Genomic DNA, 19,095 nt, shown 5'->3' with positions numbered 1-19,095 from the left:
TTAATAGGGCAAAACTAGAGTAAATAAAATTATTTTCCATGGATAACGTTATAATCTTTCAATTGCCTTATTTTTGCTAAAAAGCGTATTAAATTTTATGAATAAACTTATAGCTTTACTATTAATAAGTAGTTTCTTATGTGCCTGTGATGATGGTGATATTATCATCACTTCTTTTGAATTTGATGATGTAGAGCTTCAATTATGTGAGGGTTCTGGTAAAAATGAGTTTGTTTTTTTTAAGCTAGGTGTAGCGGTGAATGAAGCCATTGCTCTAACTTTTAAAAGTGACGAGTTCTCTAATATTGTACCAACAGTAATCCCTATAAAAATTAATCTTGCTACTAACGAAGGGGCCTTAACCTATCGTAAATTTAGCAGTGAAGTACCTACCGATTATTTTTGCAGTATTGTACCTCCAACAAATGTGACTATTACCGAAGAGTTGTTTAGTCTCGCTGGCAATGCAACTATTGTTACCGATATAATTCTCGAGGACGACGACGACGGTGTACCTGCCGAAGATGAAGATATTAATAACGATGGAAATCTCGAAAATGATGATACCGATAAGGATGGTATTCCCAATTATAAGGATGCCGATGATGATGATGATAACATTCCAACTATTATAGAACTACCTAATAATATTCCAGACAATGACGATCCAAGAGATAGTGATGAGGATGGAATCCCGGACTATTTGGATAATGATGATGATAATGATGGTATATTGACACGAAATGAAGATACCAATGGGGAGGATGGCCCAAGAGCAGATGACGATAATAATGATAACATTCCTAATTATTTACAAGTAGACCAGATTACCGAGTACCCTACAGCGATCAATAATTTTAATACTATAAAAACCACCTATAGAACATCGGTTAGTATTACCGAGTTGGCATTAAGCTCTGAGTCGCAAACCTTGGACTCTGATACTTATGTGCTAGGTTTTAAGGACACCACTATTGATAAGATAAATGAGAAAGATGAAAAATAATAACCTATCTAACACCTCATATCTTGTAGCGTTGCTATGTTTACTAATGGGTACTATTAGCTGTAGCGAAGGGGACATAATAACTGTTGAGTTAGAGTTTGATGGAGTACTTGATAATTGTGCGAATACTAACGCAAACACCTTTGTATTTTATAAACTTAATTCTGCCAATACCAAAACCCTCTTGCTCAATTTTACAGAAACAAATTTTGATCTTATTCCAGATTCCAAAAAACTAGCAAATGTTGAAACTGTGTTGCTTAACCAGACTACTAATCTAGTAACCTATCGTGAGTTTAGCGCTTCAATAAATCCTTCGAGTTATTTTTGTAGTGATATTCCGCCAAAAGAAAACACCACCACACTTGAGTATACGAGTACTAGTGGAACAGCTGAAATTAGTTATGATTTTTTGAGAACAGAGGCTACTGATTCTATATTTAAACGCACTATAGTACTTAGGGATATTACATTAATAGGTGATGCTATTGCTTACAGAAAAGAATTCTTGGCTTTGGGCGAGCAAGAAGTGGTCAAAACTTTTACCCCTTAAAATATTATTTATTAGGATTTTGCTTTATGTACACCTCCATCGCACCTAATCCATATTTTTTATAATCCCCGTCAGAAATACTCAGGTTATCATACCTTCCAAAAAAATAGGCTAGTTCTTCTTTGAGGACCCCTTGCCCCACTCCATGTATAAAAATTACACGAGGTATTCGTTTACGTATTGCAAAATCTAGCTGACGTTTTGCCGTGTCTAATTGAAGGTTAACCATGTCATGATTTGTCATACCCTTACTCGATTTTACTAGTTTATGAATATGTAAATCAACCTCCATTGGTGGTGCTTGTTGCTTTTTGGGAGTACTTACTGGTCGTTTTGTTTTTTTTTGAAAGTGCTCTTTTTCTTGCAAATTTTTATGCACTTCTTCATACGAAGGCAAGGTCATATCACCCGTTTGTATTTTGACAAGTTCTTTGACAGGGAAACTTAACTCGAATCCGTCTTCACTAGTTATAACAGCTTCGTGCTCACTAATAGCAATTACCTTACCACTAATATCCTCGTCCAAAACAGACACCTTATCCCCTATTTGTATCATACTTCTTTTTGATTTGTAAGTTGGTTATCCTTAGATTGAGAGCGAGATGTTAAGCCTGCATTGACCATATACATCCCCCCCATTAAGCAAATAATACCAACACTTTGTACATAGTAATTTTTTTCTTCAACAATTAGTTCATATACCAGTAGTGTAATCCCAATACAGATACAAATCACTTTCAAAACAGACTTTATATACACGCTTTTCATTCTGTAAAAATATAAGGAAATTATGAAAATGGAATTATCTCTGGTACAAAATATGTAAATACGTATATTGTGTCACAAATCTAAGCTAGATAACTGTGGATAATTACATGCTTCCTTGTTTAAATAAAAAACTTTTTGGGATAGATTGTATGGGCTGTGGATTGCAACGTGCTCTTGCCTTTTTGGCACAGGGAGAATTTGCGCAAGCCTTTAAAATGTATCCTGCCATTTATCCATTGGTGCTACTATTGGCTTTTTGGGGAATCAATCTGTTTTTAAAATTTAGGTTCGATACCTATATTAAATATGGTTTGCTCATAATTACCGCAATGACTATGATCACCAGCTATTTTATCAAAATGCATTATTTATTTAATTAACCTTTCAAAATTATGGAAAAACAAACATTACCAAACTCTACGTTAATTTTAGTATTCGGAATTTTATCCATTCTTGGATGTTGCTGTTATGGTTTCTTCGGAATCATATTTGCTATTATTGCCATTATTATGTCAAAAAAAGCAACTGAGCTTTATCTAGAGAATCCTGAGCTATATCATGGCTATCAAAATGTAAAGACAGGAAAGATTTTGGCAATCATTGGCCTGGTATTAAGCGCACTATATCTCATTACAATAATTATCATTTTTATCATTGCTGGTTATGACGGGATCATGGAAATGCAACAAGAAATGATTGAACAGTATAATTAATACTGCTTTACCTGTCATAAAAAATCCCGCAATGAGCGGGATTTTTTTTTATGATCAAAACTATATCTTTATAGCCTGAGTTACTTTTCAAAAGTTTTCAACGTTTCAGTAATAATACGTACACAATCCAGTAATTGCTCCTTGGTCATTACTAATGGCGGTGCAAAACGAATGATATTACCATGTGTTGGTTTTGCTAATAAACCATTTTCTTTTAAAGCAACACAAATATTCCAAGCAGTATCACTATCTTCACTATCATTGATTACAATCGCATTTAATAAACCTTTACCACGTACCAGATTAACGATATTTGATGTTTTAATATACTTGTTAAGCTCTGCTCTAAAAAGTTCTCCCAACTCAAAAGCATTAATTGCTAACTTTTCGTCACGAATAACCTCGAGTGCAGCTGTAGCTACGGCAGCAGCAATAGGGTTTCCTCCAAAGGTACTACCATGGCTTCCTGGTCGTATTACTTCCATAATACTATCATTTGCCAGCACAGCAGATACTGGATAAGCACCTCCACTAATTGCTTTTCCCAAAATTAAAACATCTGGTTTAACCTCGGGTGTACCCGAACAATTTTTCTCTGGACACCCACAATCTCCACAAGTAGCTAATAATCTACCTGTACGCGCAATACCTGTTTGCACCTCGTCTGCTATAAAAAGTACGTTGTGTTTTTTACACAATGCTTTTGCCTGAGCCAAATAACCTTCAGAAGGAACATAAACACCTGCTTCACCCTGTATTGGTTCTACTAGAAATCCAGCAATATTAGGAGTACTTTCCAAAACGTCTTCTAACGCTTTTAAATTGTCATATTCAATTTTGATAAATCCATTGGTATAAGGGCCAAAATTATCACGAGCAACAGGATCGTTTGAAAAAGAAATGATAGTTGTCGTACGACCATGAAAATTATTCTCGCATACTACAATCTGTGCCTCATTTTCGGCAATTCCTTTTTTCTCATAAGCCCAACGACGACAGATTTTTAAAGCAGTCTCAACCGCCTCAGCCCCTGTATTCATAGGTAATAACTTATCAAAGCCAAAATACTCGGTAGCAAATTTCTCGAATTCTCCAAGCTTATCATTGTAAAACGCACGAGATGTCAGCGTTAGTTTTTTGGCCTGCTCGGTCATTGCCCCCACTATTTTGGGATGACAATGCCCTTGATTTACAGCCGAGTATGCACTTAAAAAGTCATAATATTTTTTATCCTCTACATCCCATACAAAAACTCCTTCACCTCGGTCTAGCACGACAGGCAATGGATGGTAGTTATGAGCTCCATACTTATTTTCTAAATCAATTGAATGTTGTGATGACTTTTTTTCTAAAACTGCCATTATAAACGTATTAAAATAAAACTTTACTATTCCTACTTATCCTACTCGTGAGAGCGGCGAGAAATCAACCGTACTGAAGTGGATCGCAAATTACTAAATCTTTATCGAATTTTTTAACGCTTATCTCTTTAATCCTACTAAATATTCTATTTTTGCGCTATGGCGAGAAAAAATAAAAAGCAAGTCTTCGAGAATGTCGAAGTTATTGATGCAGGAGCAAAAGGAAAGAGTATTGCCAAAGCTCCCGATGGTAAAGTTATCTTTTTAAACAATGCAGTTCCTGGTGATATCATTGATATTAGAACTACCAAAAAAAGAAAAGCCTATTATGAGGGTACGGCTACCAACTTAATAAAAGCTTCGTCCAAACGCGTAGCACCAATCTGTAAACATTTTGGTACCTGTGGGGGGTGTAAATGGCAATTTATGGGCTATGAGCATCAACTAGATTACAAACAACAAGAGGTTATAAACAATTTGACTCGCATTGGTAAAGTAGAACTGCCAGAAGTGACACCGATTTTAGGATCTGCAGAACAGTTTTTTTACCGTAATAAAATGGAATTTTCTTTTAGTGACAGCCGCTGGTTATCCTTAGAAGAAATACAGAATGATGCTACAATTGAGGATAGAAATGCACTCGGTTTTCATATCCCTGGGATGTGGGATAAAATATTGGATATCGACACCTGTTACCTACAAGAGGATCCAAGTAATGCCATACGTAACAAGGTTAAAGATTTTGCTTCTCAAAATAATCTCTCTTTTTATAACGCTCGCAATCAAACTGGATTGCTGCGCACTTTAATGATACGCACCACCTCTACTGGTGAGATTATGGTTTTGGTACAGTTCTTTTTTGATGATGCCGAAAAACGAAATCTATTACTGGATTTCATAAAAACTGAATTTCCCGAAATTACTTCGCTGCAATATGTTGTTAATGGTAAAGGTAATGATACGATTTATGATCAAGATGTGATTTGCTATCACGGTAAAGATCATATTACTGAAGAAATGGAAGGCTTACAATTTAAAATCAATGCAAAGTCCTTTTACCAAACCAACTCTCTACAAGCATACGAACTCTATAAAATTACCCGTGATTTTGCACAGTTAACGGGTGAAGAATTAGTGTATGACTTGTATACAGGCACTGGTACCATAGCGCAATTTATAGCCAAAAAAGCAAAAAGAGTAGTTGGCGTAGAAGCTGTACCCGAAGCAATTGAAGATGCCAAAGAAAATGCGCGAAACAATAAGATCGAGAATACAGAATTTTATGTTGGAGACATGAAAAAAGTGTTTACCAAAGAATTTATTGCCACGCATGGACAACCAGAAGTTGTAATAACCGACCCTCCTAGAGATGGGATGCATAAGGATGTAGTGCAACAATTGCTTAATATTGCTCCATCAAAAATTGTGTATGTGAGTTGCAACAGTGCAACACAGGCAAGAGATTTGGCGTTATTAGATGAGGCATACAAAGTAACCAAGGTACAGCCAGTAGATATGTTTCCACAAACACATCATGTCGAAAATGTTGTATTGTTAGAAAAAAGATAACACTATCAATCATGAGATTAAAACCGTATTTGCTAATTACCTGTTTATCGGTGCTACCAATGCTCTTGCTTACGCAGATAAGCTGTGAGCGCGATGACATTTGTGCACCAGATACGGCAACAACCCCAATGCTCGTTATCGCATTTATATCATCTGACTCTGGCGAACCAGAAGCTCCTGTAGAATTACAAATTAAAGCAGAGGGTATTGACGAACTGCTAGAACTTGGTGCAACGCTAGATACCATCACAATACCGCTACGCACCAATGGAACGCTTAGTGAATTTGAGTTTACGATAAATAGTATTACCGAGAATGACTCCATCCCATCAAATACAGATATGGTAAGTTTTCAATACACCACAGTCGAAGAATATGTGAGTAGCGCTTGTGGTTTTAGAGCTACGTTTGAAGGCATATCGGCTACACGAGAAAATGTTGTCGATACTGATACTTGGATTAACGAAATTAATGTACAAAGTTTAAATGTCAAGGATGAAAACACTACGCACGTACTTATTCGTCATTAGTCTTGTAAGTGCAGCCACGCTGTTTGCTCAAGAAACATCGACTAGCCCAAAAACAGAGCAACAAGTTACCATCACCGATACCCTGCCGCCTGGTGAAAAGTATGGCTTACGCATAGGAACAGATCTTAGTAAATTACTACTCACAGCAATTAATGATACGTATACTGGATTTGAGATTACTGCCGACTATAGATTTTATAAAGATTTTTATCTGGCTGCCGAGATCGGAAATGAGAAATTACTAAGAGAAGAAGAAAATGTAGTGGGTGAAGGCACAGGTAGCTACGTGCGTGTTGGTGTAGATTATAACGCTTATGATAATTGGTATGGGATGCAAAATAACATCTATGTTGGCTTGCGATATGGTTTTGCTACGTTTTCGCAACGGTTGGACGAGTATGCCGTATTTACAGGAACCAATTATTACGGACCTACACGTGTCACCCAACCTATCGAGGAGAAAGGACTGACCGCAGGATGGGGCGAACTCATTTTAGGAATTAAAGTAGAACTGATTGCTAATATTTACCTAGGTGCCAATGTATCCATACGGGGCATGATCAACGAGACATCTCCAACACTTTTTGATAACCTATTTATTCCTGGTTTTGGCAAAACCAATGATTTCAGCAATTTTGGCGTGGGCTATGGCTACTCGATAAGTTATTTGATTCCTTTTTATAAAAAGAAAAAGTAACTCATAGTCTTTACAAACCCTTGGTACTCTACCCCTATTGGTAAAGAGCTTGGTAGACGCTCTGGATTGTAAAACATGCTTTTCTAAAATCAACTAGCTATGCAGGCGGCTATACGCAGCTCCCTGCGATACCTACCACTCTTACGTGGCGATTATCTTGTACTCCAGTTACCAAGGAAGCCTTATTCCCTAATCAGGAACGCACACCATGCTTACAGGAAGAAGTCTTACCCGCCCCGCAAGCTATTAAACCCTCGCAGGACGACCTTATACCTGCGCAGGACAGGCTCCAACCTTCGCAGGAGCTATACTAGGAGTCGCAGGGAGGGGTTATCCCCTCGCAGGAAGCTATTACACCTTGCAGGGAGACCTTATAGTTATACACGCCTAATAAATTTGGAGTATCGTCGTATGTTAATAAAGCTTGATGTTAATAAAAGATCCTATTATCAAAATCGATACGATCCCAGACTGAAAAAAATTATGTAGTTTAGTAATAGTAAAACCCACTACCAACCCCACTTTGTATCTTTAGGGTAGTAATCGTAAAAGAGATATATAGTTACCATAGGTGTCTATATATTGTTGTTACCATTCATTAGTAAAAAACTCTTTAAAATTTTAAAAATGCAAATTGACTTCGAAGAGAATTACATATTAGAAAATGATTTAGTCAAGTTAAGACCTCTAGAAATATCTGATTTTGAACATTTATTAGAATACTCAACAAATGAACCTGAATTGTGGCGATTTAACTCTGGAGGAGCGAATGGTGAAAAAAATCTTGAAAATTATATCGCTAATGCCATTCAACAACGCAAAGAGGAAAAGGAATATCCTTTCATAGTATTTGATAAGCGAAAAAAGAAATTTGTGGGTAGTACTAGATTTTATGCATTCAAAACACTAAATAATACAGTTGATTTGGGGTATACTTGGTACGGGAAACAAACGCACGGAGATGGAACAAATAAAAATTGTAAATATTTAATGTTAGAATTTGCTTTTGAGAAAATTGGAGTGGAACGAGTAGGATTCGCAGCGAGTAACCTAAACGAAAGAAGTATAAATGCTATGAAAAGCATAGGTTGCAAAGTTGAGGGAGTTTTTAGGAATTACTGCCTTGACAATTATGGAAATAGAATTGATGCTATTTTTTTGAGTATTTTAAAAGATGAGTGGTTTGAAAATGTTAAAAGTGATCTGAAAAATAAATTGACAAAATACTCCGAGAAAATAACGAAATGGTAACAATGTATAAGAAAACATAGGGCTTTTGAGCTTAAATGAAAGATCTGTGCTTATTTGCAAAGTCGCCAACTATAAAATTTGGCATTTACAAAAAATAATAAAAGCAGAACCCCAGTAGATACAGCTACAAGATTTGTTAATGACCTTTTAGAAAGAGAGAATCCAAATAAAGCTAATTTTCAAAACAGGTTTAATAGCGCCTTAAGAGATAGAATTAATGAAATCCCTGACGAAATACAGCAAGACATTGTTGATGTTTGGTACTTGGTATTTGACGAAGAACGTACTTTAGGTAGGATTAGAACTCGACAAAAAGATAGAACAGAAGAATGGAAATCATTTCGTTACGATAAATCGATTAATCCAGAAGGCTATTGGTCTTTGACCGAATCGAAAATTGGAAATTTATATCATTGGATAAGACAGAAAAGGGAAAACAGAACAAGAATGGAATTAATTAAAAAGAACTTTAACGAACAAGAAAAAAGTGAATTACGGAGAAAAGGATTTCCAATTTAACACAAAATATGTACCACAACACCAGTAACGGTTGCTCAAGTCCTTTAAAAAGATAAAATCGGTATAAAATTTTGAGTCTAAGCGCTAGTTTTCTAAAACAATATACTAATAACTACTGCAATACAAAGTGCTCTAAACCCCATACTCCGCTAGTCTGTGACTAGTGGCGGTATATGTTAACTGTTCTCGTCTGATACAACTGCTAGTAAGTAAGGGTTATTTCGAAACGTTTTATATATTAAAATATACAAGGGTATGACTTGGTCACAGATTATTAGGCACATAGAGGCATGGGTTTGACTCTATAAGTCAGATAGTTTTAAAATCTATTGAATCCTTACATAGCGTATGTATTAGAAATTATGTAGCTTAGTAACAGTAAAACCTACTACCAACCCCACTATATATCTTTAGGGTAGTGTTTGTAAAAGAGAAATATAGTTACCATAGGTGTCTATATAATATTATTGTATGTCATTAACGAAAATGGAAAAAACTAATCAATTTATTGAAGAAATGCATAAAGTCAAAAAACAACTTCAGACTTTAGAAAATATATTTTTAGAATCCTATGAGGATTATCTTGGAAATGAATTTGATGAACAAAACTTATGTGCATCAGAAATTGAAAATATGATACTAATGCTTACACACGAATTAGGAAGTGAAATTGGTTTTGGAATTAAGCGTTTAGAAACACTTTTAAAATATTTTGCCTTTAGAAAAAACTATAAAGATTATACCGATAAAGAATTATTAGACCTTATTGACAAAAACTTGAGCATATTAAGAAAAAAAGAAATTGCTGAAGGAAAAAAAGAAAAAAATATAACTAAAATAATCTCTGATTGGAATACAATTTTTGAGAATATTGGTTATGAAAAGCTAAAAGGAAAACTAAGATTAAAAACGCCATACAACACGGTATAAAAATAATAGTAAATTCTAAATTTGGCTAAGTGATAAAACCGAAAAGTAAGCGCTTTCAACCCGCTACTATTCTTATAATTACCATTGTGCTTACTTTATACCAAGTTAATAATTAACTAAAATGTAGATGAAAAACACTCTAATCAAACAAGCAATTTATTTACCAATGTATTATTTTGGAACTGTAATAATTGGAAGCCTATTTGCCGAAAATTACAGTCAAATAGGACAACAAGTTAGTGAATTAGCACTCAATGAAAACAAAACTGCCGGAATAGTCTTAACTATTGGAATATTCATAACTGGAGTATCATTGGTTCTATTTGGAATTGGTTTATACGTGAAGTTTAAAAGACAGTTTTTAATAAGTTCATTTTTGATAACCCTATTTGGAATATCTTTTTTGTGTGGAGCAGTTATTTCAATTGGCTCGCCATGGCACTCACTATATGGATTACCAATGTCAATACTGCTGCTTCCATTTGCATTCCTCTATGAAATGGAAAAGAAGAAGGCATCCAAATTGACTATGAAAATTGCAATTATTGTGACGACAATAATTTTCCTTTATTTCTGGGATCTGTTAGCTGTAAAATTTGTTTCATTCGATTACCGAGGATTGACACAAAGACTTTTTGGAATTGCTTTATTCTCTTGGTTTTCTTATTCAGCATATGTTTTATCTAAACAAGAAATCAGAAATAAATACTAAGCACAACAATGGCTCCCATATTCCGTTAGTCTGCGACTAGTAACGGTAAAGGTCAACAATTCTCATCTGATACAACTGCTATCAGGTAAGGATTAATTAAAAGTATTTTACAAATTTACGCAAACAATGGTGTGACTTGGTCATAGGCTTTTGTGTACATAGAGGCATGGGTTTGACTCTATGAGTCAGATAGTTTTAAAATCTATTGAATTCTTACCTAGCGTATGTATTAGAAATTATGTAGCTTAGTAACAGTAAAACGCACTACCAACCCCACTTTGTATCTTTAGGGTAGCGTGTGTAAAAGAGAAATATAGTTACTATGGATAACTATATAACCTTGTTGTAAACAATGCCGAAAAGCAAATGAAGTACTACATAGGAGCATATTATCTAATTAAATTAAAACCTATCGAATACGGAACGATTAAAGGTTCGGAAATCTATACTTGTAGTCGTTGTGTTAACAACTCTTTTTTTGACTCTTGGGCAATTTCTTGGGTTACAACTGAAAAGAAAGAATTAGAAGAAACTAAACAAACTTTTAATCTGACTGACAAAAATGTTGAGGAAATACAATTTTGGGTTGACAAAAAGTTGAATGAAGAAAAACTCGGTTGGATAAACACATTTTCGGACTTAAAAACATTGACCGAGTACAAAGAAAAGTTCTTTTTTAATGATTCTAACTTTGAAATATTAAGTATCAGCTTTCCCGAATCTGATTTGAGCGAAGCGTTGGAAATGACAAAACCAACTCTATCGAGTAGTGGAGAAATCGGAATTTATAGCAAACTTAAAACCAAAGAGCTTGATTTAGAAAAAAACGAGTTTTTAGGTTACGACATAATTGGAATTGAAACAAGCGGAGATTTCCACTCTTTTCATTGCCATGACGTATCGAATGATTTGAAAGCTAAATTCGGACTGCAAATAAATAAATTTGGACTTATAGAAAGTTGCGAAAACTGGGACGAGATAATGGAATTTATGAATGACCAAGTTAATGGATTTGAGCCTGTGCCTTGGCTTTATGTCAAAGTAAATAGAGTTAAAAAATGAAAAAAGTACTGTTTACAATAATGATAACCGCAATTACGGCGGATTCGACTACGTCCGAATCCACTCGGAATTGCTAACATCCGTGCTAAACCGAAAATTAACGCATATTAACCCGTAACTGACGGTTATATGAGACCGTTGTGCGTTATTCGAGAGAGCACTTTAAGATACATATTCAAAATGACTAAAAAAGAAGCAAAAGAGCTTTTAAGACATCACAGTTTTACCCATAAGAATTATTCTCACCCGAAAAGTGAAAACGGATTTTTAGGTATGCTTCGTCCATTTAAAGGAGAATTACTTGAGTCTAATTTTCACGAATTAATCTCTATTTTAAAAGTTCTAAAATACGATTTTTATAAAGAAAATATTGAACGTGAATTAGTTTCAAATTTGTGGGGAATTTGTCACCTAAGTAAATCTTGGGGAATTGAGAAAAATGGAATGCTTAGAAGAAATAATTTAATCACCAAAAAACAAGTAGAACTTTTAGCCGATTGGATAGATTGCCTATCATATGCAGTAATAAACCTCTTGGAAGGTGCATATGAAGAAGCTTTTGAACCTTATAAACAATATTTAGAGGAACAAAAAAAAGAAACGAACGCACAAAACGATGTATAAAACATAGCTAATAAATACTTAATCGAAAGGTTTATGTATATTTAGAAAGTCAGCCAAATTTTTAAATTTGACGATTTCCAATAAAAAAGATAAATAATAAAATTTAAAAATTTGGCTTGTAGCTCAACCGAAAAAAATTATTGGTTTTCTGCCCTATTTGCCATATATTTAACGTTGTAACCAATTGACCAAAACGTTCTGCATAAAACTATAATTGTTTACTCATGATTAATTCTATTGATATGAAAAAAATACTATTATTTCTATTTATTGTATCACTTATCTCATGTAATAATGATGAAGATCAAATAGAAATTTTATCGGATAATCTAAAAAAGAGATTGTTTGTGAGTAGAGGAGATCCTGATACAATTGGAAGAGACAGTATAATTGAATACTATGAAAACAAATTAATTACCAGATCAGAGTATTTTCTGACATATACGCAAAAAACTTATAAACGTTTTAATACATACGATTACGATGCAAATATGCTGCTTACTCAAATAAATTATTTTACGGATGAAAATTTAACCAACCTTTATCTTACTACAACCTATTTCTATGATGAAAATTTTAGAGTACAGAAAATAGTAGATGTCAAGTTTAAGACCTCTAACTGGGGTTCAAAACTATATAATTATGGCACTTACTATGAATACAAATCAGATACTGTAAGAAAATATAGAGTTGACCACTTAGATAATGACAAAATTTTGGAGGAAGATCTTTACCTAATAAGGGGGAATTTAGATACGATTAAAAATTTAAAGACCAACCACATATTTTTATTTGACAAACAAAATGATCGTTATCAAAAAAAGTATTTAGGCGATCCTTTAGATGTTTTTTCATGGCAAACGGATTATACTTATGGTAATGAAAAAAAACCTTTAATTAATAATTTCTTTGGTAATAGCTTGAATGTATTTTTAATTAAGAATCATCCGATAAGATATTATATTGAAGAGCAAACTAATAAGTATCTTGAGAGAGTGTTTCTTCATGCACACCGAACTAATGAAAATATAGTTTTTAGATATATTGTTGACGCCAAAAACCGACCATTGGAAATGCGAAGGGACGGAAGTTTTTACTCAGGTGATGTAATCAAATATTTTTATAAATAGTTCAATGATCAACTTTTCAAGGTGCAGTACCGAATTACGAATATTCTTTTCATAACTGGTTACACAAAACTATGGATACTGTCTAAAATTTTAATTTCCAGATTTGATTTCATTCTATTTACACCTACAAAAACAGAAGTAAAAATAAACTATTCGGAATAACAATAAAATACCTCTATTTATTAAGATAGTCTAGCTGCTAATTTAAGTTTTATTTTTATGCGGCTTTTCTTTCTTGTCTTAAATATCGGTTACTAGGTGTTTCGTTTTCTATTCCTTGATGCCTTCTTCGATTATTATAAAAATCAAAGTATTTACACAGCTGCCTATACAATTCTACTCCAGATTTAGGTAGATGTTTTCGTATTTGACGCTTCTCCATAATCTCCCGATATTGACAGTGTCAATTGCTCTTCCGTTTACCGTCCATGCTTAATTTTATAGCATTGGATAACACAAAATGAGCGAATATTGCTGATGTAAACTGGCTGCCTTGATCGGTATTGATAATCCCAGGCTTACCATGTATGGCTATAGCTTCCTCTAAGACCTCTTTGCCCCATAGTGCATCCATTACCAATTGACTACATAACGACTATCTAAATCTATAATGGCTACTAAATACATAAATCCTTTACGCATTGGTATATAAGTAATATCGTTGGCCCACACTTGATTCGGCTTTTCCACTGTTAAGTTTCTTAGCAGGTATGGATATATTTTATGAGCCTTATTACGTTTAGAGGTTTGTTTTCCAGGCATAATAACACTTAACCCCATGATCTTGTAATACAAACGATCTATGCGCTTTTGATTTACTTTATACCCCTTATCCATAGTAAGCAAGCCAAGTGTGCATTCGTTTGGCACCTTTAAAATAGTGATCGCTATAATGTTCGGCCATCAAACGCATTAGCTCTAGATTGAGACTGCTTTCACCTCTGGGCTTGTAATAGAAACCCGAACGGTGTAATTGTAAGAGCTTACTTTGCTTAACAATACTAAGATTGGAATGACCCTTGCTTATCATTTTACGACGCTCCTTAAGTGGTTTTAGTGCAAGGCGTTCTTTAAAAAATCAAGCTCCACTTTTTGCTTGCCAATTACTTTCAATAAACGGTCTTCTTTTTCCTCTGCTTCACTCTTTCCAGATTTGTCTCCTTTGGCAAATACAGATTCCGCTTGGGTGAGAAACTCTCGTTTCCATAGATTAATCTGTTGAGAGGATATCTCAAAGCGTTGTGAGAGTTCCTTTGTCTTTTCTCGCTCCTTTAGAACTTCTAAAATCACTTTAGTTTTGAATTTGGATGTGAATTTTCTTCGTGTCATATATGTAAATTTAAAATTCTTTTTTCAGAACTTAAACTACTGTCCTAATTTTGGGGGGATGATCATAGTTTAAACGTGGGAAACCAACTTAGAGTAACATTACTAGGAATGACTTTTAAACCAGTTATACTAACTTTAAATGAAAATTGTGAATTAAAATGGTTAGGACAGTTGTGCTTTGGGGGATTATTTGATGGTGAACATATCTTCAAGTTGATCGACAACGGTAACGGTACAACTAATTTTGAACATAGTGAACATTTTAGCGGAATTTTAGTTAAACTTTTCAGCAAAAGTCTGGATAAAAATACCAAAAATGGTTTTGAGCAAATGAATAAAGATCTAAAGGTTTATGCTGAAGGATAAGTGTAGCTCAAAGTAAATAGGAAGGATAAAACTTCTTTTAAAGCAAATAAATGAGGTTTCCTACTCCTACTACCCCAGTTAAACATCCCAAAATTAAATCTATTTTTGTTGCTATAAAGGTTAATTTTTCTTCAATTTTATTCGCAAATATGGCATATCCAGCATATAATGAAAAAGAACCAGCTGTAGAACCTATTGAAAAATATAAACTATTTAGAAAAGAGTATTCAAAATAATCCAGACCTATAAGCAATGAAATTGTAGTAAAATAAAACGGAATTGCAAAAGTATTGAGCAGTGACATCCCAACACCGTAAAGGTAAGCTTTTGATTTATCTATATCCTCTTTCTTGTTTTTTCTTTTAACTGTAAAATAGAGCCTAAAAAAGTTTATAGATAACAAAAAGAGAATAACCGTGCCTATTTGTTGAATCGTTGTAATATACTCTGAATTTTTCATCAAAATATTCGATAAGTATGCACCAATATTCGCCTGAAAAAAAAGTACGGTCGCAAAACCTCCTATCAAAAAAAGAGCAGATTTTATTCCACTTTTTAAACTAAACTTAACCACAGTTAAATTTAAAAAACTAGGAACTATGCTACCAGATGCGGCAACTGCAAACCCTAAAAACAAACATGTAAAAAAGACCATAATTTATATAAAGGCACAAATAAACAACTTAATCAACTAATTTCTTTATAGGGACTCTCTTAAATTCTGATAAAATAACCTTAAAAAACCTCACTTTTTTATATCGCGCTATGTTTTGGTGTTATCATATACATTTTACCACTACTCAAATGGGGTATTTTAAAATCTATCCTAGTGCCCAGTAGGCATAAAAAGATTTCTGAAGATGATTTGCTTTATTTCTATTATCAATTTGTCTTTATATTTTTACTAGCCGCTTTTGGGTTTGATAAAAGTAATCGCAGTTTGTTATAATTAAAATTCTCGAAATAACGTTAATTACATCGAGAATTTATAAAGTGTTGCAATACAATAATAAGCTATCCTAGATATGTAAGAACATTGGTTTCAATTCTCTTATCGATTGCGTCAACGGGAGCTTTTATAAAAGTTTCTCCAGTGATCTTTTCATATAGCTCTATATATCTATTAGAAACAGATTCAATATAAGCTTTGGTCATCTCGGGGATTTGCTGCCCTTCTTTGCCTTGAAAGCCTTTTGAGATTAACCATTGTCTTAGGAACTCTTTGGATAATTGTTTCTGGTCTTCTCCTTTTTTCTGTCGTTCCTCGTAGCCATCTGTATAAAAAGTAGAGTAGCGCCTGATAGCGCTACTCCTATTTGTATCTGTTAAAGATATAACTTTCTAGAATTATCAGTGCCCCCTTCATCAAACCGTACGTAAACTTTTCCCTCATACGGCTTACCGACAGCGTTCTTCATTACGCTTTTGAGAGTGTCTTTAAGCGAGCATATTGTTCTATGCTCAGTAGTTTATAACGTATAATCATACAGATGCTGGTGAACATCATATCAAACAATGGATCACATATAGGATGCCGAGCAAGTTATTTCAATAGCTAATCATTAACAATATGACATACTTTAAAAAATAAATATTAATCTTAAGGAACTAGGCTAGTGCTTTTCATAGGATACGGTGTTGTGCGTTCGTTTTTTTATCAATTCCATAATTTCGGTATGTACCTCAAATGTTTGTTTAAAGTCATCTAAATTGTTTGCAGTATTTTCCAAAATAACAAGATTCAAATTCTCTTGTGGATAATAATAGCAAGCAGATACAAATCCAGGTACATAACCTAATGCACCGACTTGAATATTTTGTTCTCCGTCTTTGAAAAGTAGTCCATATCCATATTCAACTGTTTCAAAAATCGGGTGGATTCTAGTTGCGTATTTGGTTGTCATTAATTTCAAAGTTTCTTTCGTAATCAACTTTCCCGAATATAAATTTTCGTTCCATTTTTTCAGGTCGGTTCCATTTGATATGAAACTACCAGCTGAGACATAATTGTCTAAACTATTCGTAGCAAAAACCAAGATTCCATTTTCGTTTTCTTCATAGCCTTTTACTAGGTGTTCATATTTTTTGTTGCTAGGGTGAAATGTGTTTTTAAGTCCATAATTTTCAAAAAGTTCGGTCGATAATTGTTCAAAAGATTTTTCAGTAACCTTTTTAAGGATTTGAGCGAGCAATTCATATCCCAATTGCGAATAATGGAATTGGGAACCTTGTTCAAATTCCAAAGGTTTATTCAAGTCAACAATTCCGTGTGTGTGAGTCAATAAATGATGAATGGTTACTTTTTTTATCCAAGGCTGACTTATTTGGGGTAAGTATTTTCCAATCGAATCGTCAAGTTCAAGGTTTTCCTTTTCGTATTCTCTCAAAACTAATACGGCTGTAATCTGTTTGCTTATAGAACCTATTACAAATTGGTCATTTACATCAAGTTTAGTGTTGTTTTCCAAATCTGAAAAACCAATTGCTTTAGAATAAATGTCTATTGAGTCTGCGGAAACCAAAATCACACCATTGAATTTTTGTTCGTTAATAATCGAGTCAATTTTTAACGACAAACCAGAATCGTAGTCTTGTTTTTTCTGTCCATTGGTTTGACAGGAAATTAGAAGGTAAAAGGCTATGACTATTAAACTAAATTTCATTAGGTGTTCTTAGTTTTTTAAAGGACTTGTGCAACGGTTACTATTGTTGGCTACATCTTTTTAAATTCCATTATAAATTTTCATTCAAATCTTGTCTTCCAATTATTGTCACTATTTCAACATTATTTTCATTGACTTTATAGAAAATACTATCAAATCCATGCACGCAACTGTATCCTTTTTTTATATAGTCAACAGATTCAAAGGAAAAAGGACGTTCAGCGATAATACCGTCAATATTCCTGATGCAGGTAAATGTAAAAATTTCATAATTAAAGCTAAAACTGTAATTCCGATTAATATTAATTCTGTCCTTTTCACATTTATTTTCTAATTGTGGGTAACGTTTGCATAAGAATAGTTGCCAAGTCTGGGATTCAAAACTTTCAAAACCACTAATATTGATGCGGGCTACAACCCATGACATTTCTGATATACGGCAATTATTTTTGATGCGTTGTTGTGTGCTTTGGTTTTACCAATCATCACCGACTGTTTCAATTTTAACATTTTTCGTTTTATTCTCTAATGATGTAAATATATCATTTGAGTACTCTTCTGCTTTTAATTTAATTCCAATCCACACTTTGTTATGGTATTTTTTTGACATACCTTTCGTTGCATAAAAATTAGCAGTTGTAATAAGTCCTAAAGCACATTGAGCTCCATTTCCTGGTTTTACTGAGTGATTGAAATTAGTTAAAACAACTTTATATCTATTGTCTTTGACATAAACCTTGATTGTATATTTTATATATCCTACGAAACACAAATATAACATTCCTCCGTACTTGAATGACATTGAGCCTTTACCAACAATTATTCCCGCATCTTTATCTGCTATTTGAATAACGTCATTCGCAGAATTGTAAGTAGTCGCAAACCAATCGTTGACAGTTGTAAAAATCATTGCTTTTCCAATACCATCTGTCTGTATAACTTTTTCAAATGTTAAGTTTTCTTGTGCTGATAAAGTCAGGGTAGTAAGAAATAAAATACCAATTATTAGATTAATTCTTTTCATAATTGTCTCTTTTTTTAATTAATATTATTCATTGTTTTATTAAGATTATTGTCTCCTATCAGAATTTTAACCATTGCACACAACAACAATATATAAATACCTATGGTAACTATATTTCTCTTTTACAAACACTATCTTTAGGATACTAAGTGGTGTGGGGATTTGGTTTTAATGTTACTAAACTACATAATTTATTATATATAAACTACTTAATGATCCAACAGATTTTAAAACCTTTAAGACACGGGCGGCAACACTTCCCACCTTCGGGAAACCTTCCTGACAAGT

24 protein-coding genes and 1 pseudogene are annotated in these 19,095 nt (G+C 33.7%); 15 read left to right on the top strand and 10 right to left on the bottom strand.

The window, feature by feature from the left end; genetic code table 11:
- The first annotated feature begins 97 nt into the window (after positions 1–97).
- Both ACE939_RS03875 and ACE939_RS03870 read left to right on the top strand, forming a co-directional pair.
- A complete protein-coding gene (locus tag ACE939_RS03875) occupies positions 98–1,006 on the top strand; it encodes a hypothetical protein (protein ID WP_378187464.1) in 909 nt (302 codons plus the stop codon).
- On the top strand, positions 996–1,559 hold the full coding sequence (locus ACE939_RS03870; RefSeq protein WP_378187463.1) for a hypothetical protein: 564 nt from the start codon (positions 996–998) through the stop codon (positions 1,557–1,559). The genes ACE939_RS03875 and ACE939_RS03870 overlap by 11 nt, the downstream gene beginning before the upstream one ends.
- Positions 1,560–1,563: 4 nt before the next feature.
- Here the strand turns inward: ACE939_RS03870 and ACE939_RS03865 are convergent, their stop codons facing one another.
- Complete coding sequence (locus ACE939_RS03865) at positions 1,564–2,115, bottom strand: Smr/MutS family protein (protein ID WP_378187462.1); 552 nt, start codon at positions 2,113–2,115, stop codon at positions 1,564–1,566.
- A 307-nt stretch (positions 2,116–2,422) separates the two neighbouring features.
- Here ACE939_RS03865 and ACE939_RS03860 point away from each other — a divergent pair, with 307 nt between their 5' ends.
- Positions 2,423–2,707 (top strand): DUF2752 domain-containing protein, encoded by a 285-nt coding sequence (locus ACE939_RS03860; protein WP_378187461.1) that lies wholly within the window; start codon positions 2,423–2,425, stop codon positions 2,705–2,707.
- A gap of 12 nt (positions 2,708–2,719) precedes the next feature.
- Positions 2,720–3,040: a CCC motif membrane protein gene (locus ACE939_RS03855; RefSeq protein ID WP_378187460.1), complete on the top strand. Its 321-nt coding sequence runs from the start codon at positions 2,720–2,722 to the stop codon at positions 3,038–3,040.
- Between the two features lie 80 nt (positions 3,041–3,120).
- Here the strand turns inward: ACE939_RS03855 and rocD are convergent, their stop codons facing one another.
- A complete protein-coding gene (gene rocD / locus ACE939_RS03850) occupies positions 3,121–4,401 on the bottom strand; it encodes an ornithine--oxo-acid transaminase (RefSeq protein ID WP_378187459.1) in 1,281 nt (426 codons plus the stop codon).
- Positions 4,402–4,560: 159 nt separating this feature from the next.
- On the opposite strand from rocD, the gene rlmD reads away from it, so the two are divergent.
- The 10 genes from rlmD to ACE939_RS03800 all read left to right on the top strand — a co-directional run bounded on the left by rlmD (position 4,561) and on the right by ACE939_RS03800 (position 13,425).
- Entirely contained in the window at positions 4,561–5,970 is a 1,410-nt protein-coding gene (rlmD, locus tag ACE939_RS03845) for a 23S rRNA (uracil(1939)-C(5))-methyltransferase RlmD (RefSeq protein ID WP_378187458.1), read from the top strand.
- Between the two features lie 11 nt (positions 5,971–5,981).
- Entirely contained in the window at positions 5,982–6,500 is a 519-nt protein-coding gene (locus ACE939_RS03840) for a DUF6452 family protein (protein ID WP_378187457.1), read from the top strand.
- Positions 6,466–7,197, top strand: coding sequence for a DUF6048 family protein (locus ACE939_RS03835; protein ID WP_378187455.1), 732 nt, complete (start codon positions 6,466–6,468; stop codon positions 7,195–7,197). The genes ACE939_RS03840 and ACE939_RS03835 overlap by 35 nt, the downstream gene beginning before the upstream one ends.
- A gap of 627 nt (positions 7,198–7,824) precedes the next feature.
- A complete protein-coding gene (locus ACE939_RS03830) occupies positions 7,825–8,448 on the top strand; it encodes a GNAT family N-acetyltransferase (protein WP_378187454.1) in 624 nt (207 codons plus the stop codon).
- A gap of 78 nt (positions 8,449–8,526) precedes the next feature.
- On the top strand, positions 8,527–8,967 hold the full coding sequence (locus ACE939_RS03825; protein WP_378187453.1) for a hypothetical protein: 441 nt from the start codon (positions 8,527–8,529) through the stop codon (positions 8,965–8,967).
- Positions 8,968–9,438: 471 nt separating this feature from the next.
- Positions 9,439–9,897: a hypothetical protein gene (locus ACE939_RS03820; RefSeq protein WP_378187452.1), complete on the top strand. Its 459-nt coding sequence runs from the start codon at positions 9,439–9,441 to the stop codon at positions 9,895–9,897.
- 127 nt (positions 9,898–10,024) lie between these two features.
- The gene (locus ACE939_RS03815; RefSeq protein ID WP_378187451.1) at positions 10,025–10,609 is read left to right on the top strand and encodes a DUF998 domain-containing protein; all 585 of its coding nucleotides are present in this window, start codon (positions 10,025–10,027) and stop codon (positions 10,607–10,609) included.
- Between the two features lie 366 nt (positions 10,610–10,975).
- Entirely contained in the window at positions 10,976–11,671 is a 696-nt protein-coding gene (locus ACE939_RS03810; RefSeq protein WP_378187449.1) for a hypothetical protein, read from the top strand.
- Between the two features lie 180 nt (positions 11,672–11,851).
- Positions 11,852–12,295: a hypothetical protein gene (locus tag ACE939_RS03805; RefSeq protein ID WP_378187448.1), complete on the top strand. Its 444-nt coding sequence runs from the start codon at positions 11,852–11,854 to the stop codon at positions 12,293–12,295.
- A 224-nt stretch (positions 12,296–12,519) separates the two neighbouring features.
- Complete coding sequence (locus tag ACE939_RS03800; RefSeq protein WP_378187447.1) at positions 12,520–13,425, top strand: hypothetical protein; 906 nt, start codon at positions 12,520–12,522, stop codon at positions 13,423–13,425.
- 403 nt (positions 13,426–13,828) lie between these two features.
- Here ACE939_RS03800 and ACE939_RS03795 read toward each other — a convergent pair whose 3' ends face one another.
- From ACE939_RS03795 to ACE939_RS03785, 3 genes are all read right to left on the bottom strand, one after another.
- Positions 13,829–13,999 carry a hypothetical protein gene (locus ACE939_RS03795; protein WP_378187446.1) on the bottom strand — a complete coding sequence of 57 codons (171 nt, stop codon included), beginning with the start codon at positions 13,997–13,999 and terminating at the stop codon, positions 13,829–13,831.
- On the bottom strand, positions 13,999–14,295 hold the full coding sequence (locus ACE939_RS03790) for a hypothetical protein (protein WP_378187445.1): 297 nt from the start codon (positions 14,293–14,295) through the stop codon (positions 13,999–14,001). The genes ACE939_RS03795 and ACE939_RS03790 overlap by 1 nt, the downstream gene beginning before the upstream one ends.
- Positions 14,296–14,478: 183 nt before the next feature.
- Entirely contained in the window at positions 14,479–14,754 is a 276-nt protein-coding gene (locus ACE939_RS03785) for a transposase (protein WP_378187444.1), read from the bottom strand.
- A gap of 108 nt (positions 14,755–14,862) precedes the next feature.
- On the opposite strand from ACE939_RS03785, the gene ACE939_RS03780 reads away from it, so the two are divergent.
- Positions 14,863–15,120 (top strand): hypothetical protein, encoded by a 258-nt coding sequence (locus tag ACE939_RS03780; RefSeq protein ID WP_378187443.1) that lies wholly within the window; start codon positions 14,863–14,865, stop codon positions 15,118–15,120.
- 37 nt (positions 15,121–15,157) lie between these two features.
- Here the strand turns inward: ACE939_RS03780 and ACE939_RS03775 are convergent, their stop codons facing one another.
- The 5 genes and pseudogenes from ACE939_RS03775 to ACE939_RS03755 form a co-directional block, all read right to left on the bottom strand.
- Entirely contained in the window at positions 15,158–15,775 is a 618-nt protein-coding gene (locus tag ACE939_RS03775) for a LysE family transporter (RefSeq protein WP_378187442.1), read from the bottom strand.
- A 359-nt stretch (positions 15,776–16,134) separates the two neighbouring features.
- A pseudogene (locus ACE939_RS03770) lies at positions 16,135–16,404 on the bottom strand (phosphoribosylaminoimidazolesuccinocarboxamide synthase); the annotation flags it as partial.
- Positions 16,405–16,733: 329 nt separating this feature from the next.
- A complete protein-coding gene (locus tag ACE939_RS03765; RefSeq protein ID WP_378187441.1) occupies positions 16,734–17,783 on the bottom strand; it encodes a serine hydrolase domain-containing protein in 1,050 nt (349 codons plus the stop codon).
- A 70-nt stretch (positions 17,784–17,853) separates the two neighbouring features.
- Positions 17,854–18,210: a type II toxin-antitoxin system RelE/ParE family toxin gene (locus ACE939_RS03760; protein ID WP_378187440.1), complete on the bottom strand. Its 357-nt coding sequence runs from the start codon at positions 18,208–18,210 to the stop codon at positions 17,854–17,856.
- A 48-nt stretch (positions 18,211–18,258) separates the two neighbouring features.
- Positions 18,259–18,807, bottom strand: a complete 549-nt coding sequence (locus tag ACE939_RS03755) for a DUF4468 domain-containing protein (RefSeq protein ID WP_378187439.1) — start codon at positions 18,805–18,807, stop codon at positions 18,259–18,261.
- Positions 18,808–19,095: the final 288 nt, after the last annotated feature.

This window comes from Aquimarina rhodophyticola, from assembly GCF_042434915.1.
Lineage (GTDB): Bacteria > Bacteroidota > Bacteroidia > Flavobacteriales > Flavobacteriaceae > Aquimarina.
Note: the sequence above shows the minus strand (reverse complement) of the source record. Positions and strands in the feature narration are given on the sequence as shown.